At 45.5% G+C, this 13362-nt stretch carries 8 protein-coding genes; 4 read left to right on the top strand and 4 right to left on the bottom strand.

Annotation, left to right across the window (positions count from 1 at the left end):
* Nucleotides 1–16: 16 nt before the first annotated feature.
* Nucleotides 17–1579 (bottom strand): LA_0442/LA_0875 N-terminal domain-containing protein, encoded by a 1563-nt coding sequence (locus LEP1GSC052_RS20475; protein WP_010574225.1) that lies wholly within the window; start codon nt 1577–1579, stop codon nt 17–19.
* 661 nt (nt 1580–2240) lie between these two features.
* On the opposite strand from LEP1GSC052_RS20475, the gene LEP1GSC052_RS20795 reads away from it, so the two are divergent.
* Nucleotides 2241–6674, top strand: a complete 4434-nt coding sequence (locus LEP1GSC052_RS20795; RefSeq protein WP_010574223.1) for a PAS domain-containing protein — start codon at nt 2241–2243, stop codon at nt 6672–6674.
* 211 nt (nt 6675–6885) lie between these two features.
* On the opposite strand, the gene LEP1GSC052_RS20460 is transcribed toward LEP1GSC052_RS20795, so the two are convergent.
* Complete coding sequence (locus LEP1GSC052_RS20460) at nt 6886–7275, bottom strand: response regulator (RefSeq protein WP_010574222.1); 390 nt, start codon at nt 7273–7275, stop codon at nt 6886–6888.
* Between the two features lie 121 nt (nt 7276–7396).
* Nucleotides 7397–9106 carry an EAL domain-containing response regulator gene (locus tag LEP1GSC052_RS20455; RefSeq protein WP_010574221.1) on the bottom strand — a complete coding sequence of 570 codons (1710 nt, stop codon included), beginning with the start codon at nt 9104–9106 and terminating at the stop codon, nt 7397–7399.
* 195 nt (nt 9107–9301) lie between these two features.
* Between LEP1GSC052_RS20455 and LEP1GSC052_RS20450 the strand changes: the two genes are divergently transcribed.
* The 3 genes from LEP1GSC052_RS20450 to LEP1GSC052_RS20440 all read left to right on the top strand — a co-directional run bounded on the left by LEP1GSC052_RS20450 (nt 9302) and on the right by LEP1GSC052_RS20440 (nt 13115).
* Nucleotides 9302–10912 (top strand): peroxidase family protein, encoded by a 1611-nt coding sequence (locus LEP1GSC052_RS20450; RefSeq protein WP_010574220.1) that lies wholly within the window; start codon nt 9302–9304, stop codon nt 10910–10912.
* A gap of 81 nt (nt 10913–10993) precedes the next feature.
* Entirely contained in the window at nt 10994–11956 is a 963-nt protein-coding gene (locus LEP1GSC052_RS20445) for a YjgN family protein (RefSeq protein ID WP_010574219.1), read from the top strand.
* A gap of 1 nt (nt 11957) precedes the next feature.
* Nucleotides 11958–13115: a M48 family metallopeptidase gene (locus tag LEP1GSC052_RS20440; protein WP_010574218.1), complete on the top strand. Its 1158-nt coding sequence runs from the start codon at nt 11958–11960 to the stop codon at nt 13113–13115.
* Here LEP1GSC052_RS20440 and LEP1GSC052_RS21505 read toward each other — a convergent pair whose 3' ends face one another.
* Nucleotides 13116–13286 carry a hypothetical protein gene (locus tag LEP1GSC052_RS21505; protein ID WP_010574217.1) on the bottom strand — a complete coding sequence of 57 codons (171 nt, stop codon included), beginning with the start codon at nt 13284–13286 and terminating at the stop codon, nt 13116–13118.
* Nucleotides 13287–13362: the final 76 nt, after the last annotated feature.

Raw genomic sequence — 13362 nt, 5'->3', positions numbered from 1 at the left:
CTTTTGTTTTTTATATTTAGAAACTGTGAGAAAAACCGACGCTGAACCAAAATAAATGAGCCGGTATTTTCTGCAATAAATACGATTCCCGAATGGCTTGTCGAAGCGACCCGTCGCCCGCGTCCGGAATCAAAGGACTGTTCGTGATCTGATCCAATATGTATTGATTCACCGGACCGTTGACCTTATGCGGATCCACGATCAAACCGTCCTTGGTGTTTCGGTTAACGTAGCCTCCGGTCGCCCCGTAATAATTGTCCGTATCGTACATATACAGATTGGGACGATATACGTGGTTTCCTTTGATGAAGAATTTACCGAAGTAAAAAGTCAAACTGCTCGTGATGTCCTGAATTCCGTAACGGTTGTCCACGATGTTGTTCGACATTTCGTAACCGATGTTGACCGCGGGAGTGATTCTAAAAAACTTTTCCGCGAAATATTCGTGGCTCATATAGAGGGAAAGATAATTCTTACCCGCCGCGAGTCCCGCATTCTCCTGACTCATCTGAGTATAAAACGAAATCGTAGGAGTTAAGTAAGAAAGAAACGGAAGTTGCCAAAAGATGTAATATTCCTGCCAAGCAAGTCTTGTCACCTGATTGGAAGTGTTGTTCGAACTCGTGATTCCCTGAGCCGCGAGAGAATTGAAACCGCCTAACGGCGTAGAGACGTAAGCAGGGTTTTTGTTAAACGTATTGTAGAACCAGGTTCCCACGGTGAACTTTCCCCAACTCGTCTTTTCGAACGTATAATAAAAAGCGTAGAACAAACCGTCCGCCCGTTTCATACCGTTCTGTTCCTTATGAGCGGTGGGAGTAAGACCTCCGCAAGTAGGTCCGGTCGCGTAGTTCCCGCTCATGAAGTTGCTTTGAGTATCGTAGACGCAACTCTGATTTAAAAGATCCGGATTCGGAGCGGTGAATGGATTTCCTTGACCCGGATAAGAAGGCCCCGGACCGCCCGGAAACAATTGAAAACGTCCGTCGTTATCCTTGTCGTTTCTTTCCGTTAGCTGGAAGTTTCCCCAAAACTGAATCTTAAATCCTTTCAAAGGAGTATTGATATCGATCGTAGGTTGATACGAGGGTACGAATGTGGTCGAAGGATAACTGTCGTTTCTACGACGATTGGCCATCTCTCCGGAAAAACTAAGTCCCCGCCAAATAAAGTCCGTGACGATCTCGTGAGTCACGTCGATGGTCGTGTCGTTTCCTTGGGCAGAGGCGTGAGGCGGTTCTCTTTCTATCGGAGTCGCGATTCCCGCATAAGGATTGGCATGCGGAGGAGGTTCTTTCGCGGAAGACTTATCTTTATCCTTGTCCTTATCGGAAGAGGTAAAAGAATTTTTGTTTTTATCCTGAGGTCTTTCGTATGTGACGCTGACCACATTCTCCTTGTTGATATAGCGTATAAAATCGTCGTTCTCCGCAAGAAGAACCTTTTCGTCGTCCTCCAGAACGACCTTACCTCGATAGATCAGTCCGTTTTTCAAACGGACGATGTCGGCGGCGATCAGTGAATTTCCGAAACAGAAGAACAAACAGAATAAGGATAGAAGGAAATATTTAAGCCTCATATGTTTACAACCTTGTCATTTTTTTATTTCTTATTTTTCGAATTTCAAGCAGAAATGATTTTTCCGATTGGCCGCTCTTTGATTCAAGTGCAACCCGGGAAGAATACAGAAATAGAAAACAAAGAGAAGAATCAACTCGGAAAAACATTTTCTTTCGACGAAACGAAAGAGAACGATCTTTCAGACGAGAAAGAAGGGAGAATGGGAAAACCAATTGAGACAATTCTGCGTCTTTTTTGGGAAATTTTTCTAAATTTTCGGTGCGCTCGAGAAACTCGGGTTATAATCTTCGTGGAAACATTACGATCGGATTTTCTTCCCGTTTTCCGAAGAACGATCGGGCGCGGTGAGGTTTGGGATTTCGGAAATTGAGAATAAATTATATAAAAGTATCCATATTTTATAATTTCCTAGTATAGTTCGAAAAATCGCATTTCGGACCGAATGAATTTTAATGCGACAAGAGACTAATAACTAAGCGGGTTGTCCTCTTTGTAAATCATCCATGAGAAAGCATTTAAGACATAACACTTCCGTTCGCACTTGGAATTCGATTCCACCCGAACGACCGATTCAAAACTCGTCAAAATCCCGCTTTTTAGAATGTAATAAAATTCTAATGTGTTTCCCTTCGTCCGAATTTAGCTCGGGAAAATAAACGATGAACCAAGACGAAGTTTCTCTCGAAGACGTTCGTAAAAAATACGAGGAAGCCACTCGGAAAATTCTTTCCTTGGAGCAAAAAGTAAGGGAAAACGAAACCCTTAGGGAATCCCTCAAAGAATCCGAGATGCGCATCTCTCAGATCATAGAAAATTCTCCCGATGCGATCGTAATCCTGGACATCCCCACCGGAAAATTCCGTTCGGTCAATCAACGCGCCGTCGACATTTTCAATTTCACAAAAGAAGAATTTAAGAATCTCGGTCCGGTCGACATCAGTCCGCCGCATCAAGAGGACGGAAGACCGAGCGCCGAAGCCGCGATGGCCTACGTGCAAAGAGCGATTCAAGGAGAACTGGTCACGTTCGAATGGCTTCATAGGTCGAAGTCGGGCGAGATCATTCCCTGCGAGGTTCGTTTGATCGCCCTTCCCGGAGAAAATCTTTTGGTTCGGGGAAGTATTCTCGATTTCAGAGAACAAAAAAAGATCCGAGACGAACTGAAGGAAAATCAGAAGAGACTCGAGTCCGCGATCTTAGGCGGAGAATTGGGTCTTTGGGAATGGGACGTCAAAAGCGATAGCAACACCTACAACGAATATTGGGCGGAGATGTTGGGTTATAAGTTGAGCGAACTTAGGCCCCACGCGGACACTTGGAGATCTCTCATTCATCCCGAGGATTGGCCCCGCGTCGAAACCGCGTTAAACGATTATATCCAAAAAAAATCTCCCGTCTACGAAGCCGAGTTCCGTTTAAAATGTAAGAACGGTTCCTGGAAATGGGTAATCACGGTCGGAAAGTTCACGGACTTCGACGCAAACGGAAATCCGCTCAAGATGTACGGAATCCACGCGGACATAGACCGAAGAAAAAGAGCCGAACAGGAACTCAAAGAAAAGGAAGCCGCGCTTTCGAGATCTCAAAAACTTTCGGGACTCGGTTCCTGGGAATACGATCTTTCCACTTCCCTCATGTCGGTTTCCGAACAACTCAGCACGATCTACGAACTTTCCAACGAAAGTGTAAAGGGAATCTACGGAGAAGAGTTGATTCATCCCGACGACAAGGAAAGGGTGAAACATTATTTCTCCGAGGCGATCTCGAACAACTACATTCGAGAAATTGAATATAGAATCGTAACCAAATCCGGAAAGATCAAAACCATTCTCAATCAAAGCGAACTGATCCGAAACGACAAGGGAGAAATTCTAAAGATCATCGGTTCCGTTCTGGACGTCAGCGAAAAAAGAAAGATCGAAAAACTGATTCAGTTTCGTCTCGGTTTCGAATCGATCACCACCGTCGTTTCGAGGGACATCATCAATCTTCCCTTATCCGAGATTTCGAACACGATCCATTCCGCTTTGGAAAAGTTGGGAACCTTCTTAAACGTTCAACGAGCGAACATCGTCTTTTACGATGAGAACTATACGACTCGGACCGTGGTTCACGAATGGATCGATCCGAACGCGAAGGCAAAAAATTCTTCCCTGAATCAGGTCGACGCAATCGATCCTCATAGTTTTTTTACGACCGAGATGAAGGCCGAAAGAATCGCGAAGATCGAAAAGGTGGACGATCTTCCCAAAGACGCTACTTCGGATCGTCTTCTTCTAACGAGCAACGGAATCGAATCCTTTACCGCGGTTCCGCTTTTGATCGGCGGTAAACTCAGAGGAAGACTCGGCTTCGGTTCCGAAAAAGTCGGCGTTAAAAAGGAAGCGGATTTCGACGCGCTCGAGAATCAACTGCTAAGAAACTTCGCCGAAATCGTAATGAACGCCCTCGAAAGAAAAAGAGTCGAGGAAGAATTGACTCAAGAACGCGATCTTCTTTCCTCCATCACGGAAAATAGCGCGACGTCCATCGTGGTCTTAAGTCCGAAAGGCAAAATTCTTTACGCCAACAAAAGTTCCGAACACGTACTCGGAATCCAACTCGAAGACATCACTTCCAGAAGCTACAACTCGAAACAATGGGAAGCGAAGTCCCTCGACGGCGGCGAATGGAAGGAGGAAGACCAACCGTTTACCGTTGTTATGCGAACCGGCAAACCCGTATACGACATCAGACATTCCATCGTCACTTCGGAAAAACAGATCAAGTATCTTTCCGTAAACGGTTCTCCGGTAAAAAATCAGGACGGGGAAATTGTTTCCCTCGTTTTTCTCGTAACCGACATCACCGAAAACGTTTTGAAGGAACGGGAACTCAGAGCCAGCGAAGACCGATACAGAACCGTCGCGGAACAAACGGGTAGCATCGTCTACGACTACGACATAGCCACGGGCAACATCACTTGGGCGGGCGCGGTGTTCTCCATAACCGGATTCAAGCTGGAAGAATTCCAAAACTTTAATATAGATAAATGGACCGAGTATCTTCATCCGAACGATCTCGATCGTGTCATTCAGGAATTGGAGGAAGCCGTTTCCAAAAGGACCAAGTTCCGATCCACGTATCGTTTCCGAACGAAATACGGCGGATATACTTTGGTCGAAGATCGCGGAGTTTTTCTATACGATAAAAACGACGAACCGTTCCGTATGATGGGAGCGATGATCGATATCGGCGAAAAGAAAAAGGCCGAGGAAAAACTCAAAGAAAGCGAGGAAAGACTCAGACTCGCGTTGAACGCCGCGAACATGGGAAGTTGGAGTTGGGAGATTCACGAGGATAAACTGACCTGGTCCGAAAAGGCGTTTCAAATCTTTAAGATCAAACCGGAAGACTTTCGACCCAATCTGCAAACGATCTGGAACGTAACACACGAAGACGATCGTCCTCGTATGGAAAAACTTTTAAAGGACATACTCGAAGGAAACTCTGAAGGAGACGACTTATACTTTCAACATAGAGTCGTGTTCCCGGACGGAGAAATCGCCTGGGTCGAAGCGAAGGCGAAACTTTTCCGAGATAAGAATTCCAAACCGATCCGTATCGTGGGAACCGTAACCGACGTAACCGAAAGAAGAAAGGCAGAGGAAGAATTGAAGGCGTCCGAGACGAGATTTCAAACCTTCTATCAATTCTCGAACGAGGCGATCATTCTTCTTGAAAAAGGAACGATACGAATCGCGGATTCGAACCCGGCCTTTCAGAAATTATTCGGTTATACATCCGAAGAATCGATCGGACTCAACGTGGCCCGTTTGTTGTCCAAGGAATCGCTCCACGAACTCACGCGAAAAAAATTCGCGATCGGAAACAAGGATTCCATCGAAGTCGTCGCGAAAAAGAAAAACGGAAATTCTTTTCCTGCCATCATCAGCCAGAGAATGTTTGTAAGCAAGGGAAGCACGTTCTTTTCCATCAATATCGTGGACACGACTCCGTTTAAGGAAGCGGAAGAATTGAGAATCATCAACGACGAGATCCGTGTCCGAAACAAACTGATCGAGATTCAAAAAAACGAACTCGAAAACACGTTGGATAACCTGAAAAAAACGCAGTCTCAGTTGATCCAATCCGAGAAGATGGCCGCGCTCGGACAATTGATGGCGGGAATCGCGCACGAAATCAACAACCCGATCGGAGCCGTTCAGGCATCCAATCAGAATATTCAAGAATGCTTAAATAGATTCAGATCTCTTCTTCCCGACGTTCAGATCGCGATGGGAACTCTAAACAAAGAGATGCGGGAATTGTCGGCGGAGTTCATCGAGCGAGCCATTCAGAGCAACGAACACTTTACGGGAATGGAACAAAGGAACCGCAAAAAAGCGATCACGAGCGTACTCGAATCCAAAAAAATCCCCACAAGACTCGCGGTTTCCTACGCGGACACGTTAGTCGACATGGGATTGGGAGAATTGAACGAGAAGTTTATTCCTCTTCTCCTTTTGGAACAATCCGCGTTGATCCTGGAATATTCCGCGCTCGAATCCTACTTTTTTAGGAACACAAAAACGGTTCAAGTGGCCGTGGATCGAATCTCCAAAATTCTTTACGCGTTGAAAAACTTTTCCCACTTCGACAACGCCGGGGAAAAGATCTCCGCTTCGGTCAAGGACACGATCGAAACCGTTCTTACGATCTATCACAACCAACTCAAAAAGGGCGTGGATCTTCAAAAGGACTTCGAAGACGTGGAACCGATTCTCTGTTTTCCGGACGACCTATTGCATATCTGGACCAATCTTATCTACAATTCCTTGCAGGCGATGCAGTTTAAGGGAACGATTCTTCTTCGTTTGAAAAATCTCGGGAAAGAATTGATGGTGGAAGTTAAGGACAACGGCCCTGGAATTCCGAACGAGATTCAGGAAAGAATTTTCGAACCGTTCTTTACGACCAAGGCTCCCGGTGAAGGAAGCGGACTCGGTTTGGACATCGTGAAAAAGATCGTTCAAAAACACGAAGGAAGAATCGAACTCGCAAGCGTTCCCGGTAATACTTCGTTTAAGATATTCTTACCGATCGAACGTTGAGTTTGGAGGCGAGAAGTGAGGCCCTTTGCTGGGCTGCGCTTAAGACAGAATAATATCGCATGTTCTGGGGTCGCTTTGCTCGGCTGCGCTGAGGATCAACGCCAGGCGCTCCGCTGGCTTTTGATTTGAACCGCTTTCGCGTTTAAGAAACTCAATGAAACGCTTCCTAACTCAGCGTCTCACTTCCAATGGGTCGTTCGACAGGGCGCGCTCAACCTTCTAATGCAGTGGTAATTGTGGAAACGAGTTCTCGTTCGTCCCAAGGTTTTTTGAGATAAGAACGAAGATTGATTTCTTTCTTGAGGGCTTCGATGGACGAATCGTCCGCGTGACCGGTCACGATCACTTTTTGAATGTCCGGATATTTACTGTGCACTTGTCTTAGGAATTCGTCGCCCTTTACGTTCGGCATCAGCCAATCCGAAATGATGATCAGAATTCTTACGTCTTCGTGAATTAATTCTTCGATAATCTGCCAAGCCTCACCGGCGTCCAGAGCCGTTTCGTACCTGTACCCGTCTCCCAGATGACGTTTTACCTGGGACTTCATGCTCATCAGGATCAGAGCTTCATCGTCTACAAAAAGAATCGCCTTATCCAACTGAAGTACTCACCCTCACCTATTCTATTCGACTCACCTATTTGGCAAAAAACGCAAGGCGTTACGTTATTTGGAAAAAAAATAATGGCAAGCGAATTTTGGAAAAAAACGACAAACAACGTTATAACGAAACTTGAGGGATGGGAAGAATCTCCGGAGCCGGTTGCATGATATAATAACCCTGACAATATTCCACACCTAAGGATCGAACGGTGTCAAATTCCTCTTTTCCGGCTACAAATTCGGCAATTACCTTGGCACCGATACGATGAGCCATCTCCGTCATTGCAGAGGCGAGAAGGAACGGAGTTTTGCTCAGATGGATTCCTTGGATGAATTTTCCGTCGATCTTGATATAATCGGGATCGATTTCCATCAACCTTTCGAAATTGGATTGATCCACTCCGAAATCGTCGATCGCGATCTTACAACCGCATTCCTTGAGTTCCTTCAAGGTATCCAAACCCCTTTCTCCCCCGCGAAGACGGTCCGTTTCGAGTATTTCCAGCGTTAGACGACTCGGGTCGATTTCGTAGTGCTGCAGACGGCTGATGACCCAAAGCGCGAAACCTTTCTTTTCCAGATCCGATTCGGAGATGTTCACCGAAAAGGAATATTCCGGATACTTTGCGAAATAGCGGATCGACTTTTCGATCATAATCGGAGTCAGAAGACGGATGATCCCCGTGGATCTCGCGATGGAAATAAAACTCGCCGGGGAGTATACTTTATCCCCTTCCTGAATTCTCGCAAGACATTCAAATTTCGTAATCTTTTCGAGTTTGTTGTCGTAGATTCCCTGAAAATAAGGAATCACGTTCCCCGCGTTGATCGCGTCGTTCAATTTTCTTCCGAGAACGAGATTGATCTGATATTGATCCCCTTCTTCCATCGCGTTGGAATAATTCATCAGTTCGAGTTCCCGGTTTTGCGCCGCGTGCATCATCGCGATCCGAGCCTTGTAATACAAAGCGGATTGATGGGTCGCCGTTCCGATCGAAACGTTCACACGAAAGGAAATTCCGTCGGCTTCTATGTATTCCGAACGCAAAAGAATCCGAAACGCCACCAGCAAAGAATGGAACTTGCTTTCCTCCACGTCCGAAAGAACCGCGACCTCGTCCTGATAAAGATGAAACAGTCTTCCCGACTTTCCCATAAACGTCGAAAGAGAGGTCAAAAATTGACTGAGTACTTTATGATATACTCCCACTCCGAAATGGTGCGTCGTAGACGTGGACGATTCGATCCGAATCACCGCAAGAGTGGATTGTAAACCCTCGGACTCGCGCGCGTCCAAGGCCCTTCTTAAACTTTCCAAATTCGGACGACCGGTGTCCCGATCGTATAAAAGAGTCGTTTCCAACTTGCGATTGAGTTCCGTAAGGGATTGATCCGAAAAGAAGGACTTCAAAGCCTCTCGGATGGTGAGAATCAAATCGTTCGAATCCCAGGGTTTGGATAAATATCTGTATAAGTTCGCGTGATTCAACGCGTTACCGACCGCGTCCGCGGAAGCCTGACCGGTAAGCATGATCTTTCGAATCTCCGGATTCTTATTGTGGATTCGAATGAGAAGTTCGTCCCCTTTGACTCCGGGCATCACTTGGTCGCAGACAACCACGGGAATATCGATTCCCTTCTCGGAGTATTCTTCCAAAATTTCCCAAGCCGATTCCGCGTCTTCCGCCGTTTCGATATCATAGTCCTTACCGAACGCAAGTTTAAGTTGTTCTTTTAAACCTCTTAAAATGATCAGTTCGTCGTCGACCAAAAGTATGACCGGCTTTGAATCCTTATTTTCTTCGGGAGAATTTTGGTTTCCGTCCATTCAGCGATCCTAAAACAATAATTCGTTTAACAATGTTTTCACTTCCGATCCCCGCAAACTCGCGTTAGTTTTTTCGGGAAGCCGCTCCGCAACGTTCGGTCGAGTTCTTCTATTGACAACCGAGTCCGCAATTCTACTCTTCCATATAAGACGCCAATTATTTTTTTATATCCCCGTCAAATCCGGAAGGTTTTAATGATTCTCGTAAATTTCGAAAACGAAAAAGAAATTAGTTTACCTGAAAATTCCGCGCCCCAGAGCCTGTTGGAAATTAGTCTATCGAATTCGATTCCTCATACGCACGCTTGCGGAGGAAACGCTCGTTGTTCCACTTGCCGCGTCTTAGTTTTGGAAAATCCTTCCAATTTATCCGAACCGGAACAAAAAGAAAAAGATCTGTCGCAAAAGAAAGGCTTTCCCGAGGCGGTTCGACTCGCTTGCCAAGCCAAGGTTTTAGGGGACGTTCGAGTCAGAAGAATCGTCTTGGACGACGAGGATTACAATCTCACCATTCCCGGTTCTGCGGAAACTTCGGGAGAAGAAAAGGAGATCGCGATTTTGTTCAGCGATATTCGGGACTTCACCGGTTTTTCGGAATCGCATCTTCCCTACGACGTGATCCATATTCTCAATCGATACTTCTACAAGATGGGAGATATCGTATTAAAACACGGCGGAAAAATCGACAAGTATATCGGGGACGGATTGATGGCGTTGTTCGGAGTGGAAGGAGGATCTCCCGAAGAGGTATGTCTTTCCGCACTTCGAGCCGCGAAGGAAATGGAGTTGGAACTCTATTCTTTGAACGAATATCTAAAGTCGCATTTTCACACAACGTTTCGGATCGGAGTCGGAGTACATTACGGAACTTGCATATTAGGACAATTAGGACATCCCGCGAACATGTCTTACACCGCGATCGGAGATTCGGTCAACATAGCGAGTCGGATCGAATCGAAAACGAAAAAGGCAGGAACTTCCGTTCTTATCTCCGAATCTCTGTACGAACAGATCAAGGAAAGAGTTCTCAAAGGAAGAACCTTCTCCACACAACTCAAGGGAAAAACGGGAGAATATAAACTCTACGAGATCCGGGAGATCCGCAAAAAAGCGAGCGTGAACGCTTGGGAAGAAGCGAGAAACGCGCTCCGAAGAATCATACTCGTACGGGAAACGGGAAGCTGGTTGAAACTCGTGTATCATCTTTCTTCTCTCTTTAACGAAAAGAACGAATGGATCGGATTGTCCGCCGCGGAATCCTTTCGAGACTTCGCCAAACTTCCGGAAAACGGAGATCTCGTTCAGAATTATTATCAAATCAAAGAAGCCAAAGAAACGTTTGTGGAACGTTCCCAGGTTCCGATTTCGTTCGCGGATTTTCTCGCGCTCGCGGGAGCGGTCGCGATCGAAAAATCGGGAGGACCGAGAATCGCGATCGAATCCGGAAGAAAGGACGAATTGATAAACGAAGTCGTTCAGATTCTTCCCTTGGGCATGCAGACGCAAAAGGATCAGCTTCCTTGTCTTCAAAAGATGAAACTCGGAGTTCGGGATCTGGTTTTGATTTCGGGCGCGCGTACGATCGGATGGCTCGGCAACGAATCTCTTACGTCGAATCCGTATAACTTCGACAATAGTTACTTTCACGTTCTTCTCAAGGCCGGACTCGAAGGCCCTCTATTGATCCCGAACGACCGGGAACTTTTGAAAAACGACGAAACCAGAGCGATGGTATTGGATTACGCCCTCGATCAATCCAAGTTTTTCGAGGACTTCGTTTCCACATATCGGAAGCTCACTGCCTAAACGGGGCGGCGCGGAAATTTTTTTCTTGAACGAAAAGAATCGGCCGCTATCCTGATCGATCTACAAGTTTAGGAGACCACTATGCGGCCCGAATCGGCAAATCGTTTTTCACTCGATGCAAAGGCAGAAGAACTGTTTCTCATTTATCTTAAGAATATATTCTTTACGATCATCACTGCGGGCGTTTATTATTTTTGGGCCAAGGTAAATACTCAAAAATTCATTCACAGACATCTGTTGTTTCAAAATCAGAGATTCGATTATCACGGAACCGGTAAGGAGAATTTTATCGGATTCCTAAAAGGAATGGGAATCATCGCTCTTTTCGGTTTGGTCTTTGCGGGTCTGTTTTTTTTAAGCGGCAAACTCGGACTTTGGGCTACGATTCTTTTCACTCTTCTTTTATATTCCAGTATTCTTCTCGCGATCCCGTATATCGCGATCGGATCGAGAAGGTATTTCCTAAGTAGAACTTCGTTTAACAATATCCGGTTTCGATTCAGCGGAAAGGTAAGACATCTCGTGAGACTTTTTATTCCGAACGCGCTTTTATCCTTAGTTACGCTCGGAATCTATTCTCCTTGGTTTTACAACAAACTCGAAAAATTCTTCGTAGAACATTCTCATTTGGGAAACGCGGACTTTCAGTATCACGGAAAGGGAAAGGAATTATTCTTCATTTATCTCAAGGGAATCTTTTTCACTCCGTTTACCGCGGGAATTTATCTCTTCTGGTTCGAAGCGAATCTTCATAACTATTTTTGGAATCACACGAAGTTTCAGGAAATTTCTTTCCGCTCCGATCTCAAAGGAGGAACGGTTTTTCTCAACGCGTTCATTTCGATCTTTTTAGTCGTGTTCACTTTGGGGATCGGAATTCCCTGGGCGTATCTTCGCTCCATGAGAATTTTTACGGAAGCGTTATCTTTGGAATCCTCTCCGAACTTATCCGCGATTCAAAGCGTAAAAGATCCGTATGCGAACGCGTTGGCGGACGGATTGCAGGAAGCCGGAGAAGCGATCAGTTCCGTGTTCGGAAACTAAGGTGCCCGACCTTTACTACGACGGTAAATCCGCAAAACCGGTTTCGGGAAATTTGGTTCCGAACGAAACCGGATTCAGCTTCGTAGCAGAAACGAACTCGGAAGAAAACAATACATTCCATTTTTCTTATACACAAATCCGTTCCCTGGAAAAGCTGGGAAACGAATACAGACTCGAACTCGCGGATCATCATGAACTCGGAAACGATCTCATCTTCACGTTCTTCTCGAAGGAAAAGGCGGATCTCCTTCAGAAATACAGAAAACGAAAACTCGGAACGGATTTAAAAGGACTTCTTTCCCGATTTCTTTTGCTTCCCGCGTTTCAACAGATTTTGATCGCAGGACTTCTCGCGTTCGGAATCGGATTTCTGATTTTAAACAAACTCGATCAAATCTACGTTCTCGTTCCGGAATCGGCGGACAAAGCACTCGGAGAAATGATCTCGAAACGATTCGAAACAAACTACCCCGAATGTAAGAATCCGAAACTGCGCGAAAGCGTGAACAAGATCCGCAACACGATCGTGTCGCCGAAAACGAGGGATAAATTCTCCATTAAAATATTAAGAACTTCTGATATAAACGCATTCGCACTTCCGGGAGGAAGAATCTACGTGTTCTCGGGTTTGATCGAGGAATCGGAAAGCCCCGAAGAAATCGCGGCCATACTCGCTCACGAAATTTCCCACGTCGAAAGCCGTCACGGAATCCGTCAGATGATCCGTCTTTTGGGAATATCGCTCGTAATCAAACTTTCGATCGGAATCGGATTCGACGACATAGGAACCTTGGAGACGATCACGGAAATCGTGAACACGTTAACCGTTCTTAGGTATTCGAGGGAATTCGAAGAGGAAGCGGACGAACAAGCCTTCGATATCTTAAAAAAATCGGGAGTCGGTCTCGGAGGTTTTATCGATTTTTTCGAAAGGGAAGAATCGAAGGTTTCGAAAAATTCTTCCCAAACCAAAAACGATAAGTCGACCCGGAAGGACGAAAAAGAATGGAACGCCGAAAAAATTGTGGATTGGTTGAGCACACATCCAGACAATCAAAGTAGAATCCGAAGGGCAAAAGAGTATGCGAAGCGTCTTCCCGGAAAGCAAAGGGGAATCCGTATCGATTCTTGGAAATCGATTCGAGAAAGTTGTTCTTAATTATTCCTTGTCGTCCAGGGGAAAGAGTTCTTGAACCGTACTTCCTAACGCTCGATCGAAGTTTTCGAACGACTTGAGAATTTCCTGGATCAGAATTTCTCCGTTTGAAAAGTCCTCTAAACGATCTAAAATCTCTTCTTCCATTTCTCTGCGTAACTGCGTGTCTTTCATCTTGATACCAGATTCTTTATATTGAACGAATACTTAGGATTAGAGGGAAAAAAATCGGGAATACAACGAACCGAAA

Origin of the sequence: Leptospira kmetyi serovar Malaysia str. Bejo-Iso9 (assembly GCF_000243735.2) — a bacterium.
In the GTDB taxonomy this organism is placed as follows: domain Bacteria; phylum Spirochaetota; class Leptospiria; order Leptospirales; family Leptospiraceae; genus Leptospira; species Leptospira kmetyi.
Note: the sequence above shows the minus strand (reverse complement) of the source record. Positions and strands in the feature narration are given on the sequence as shown.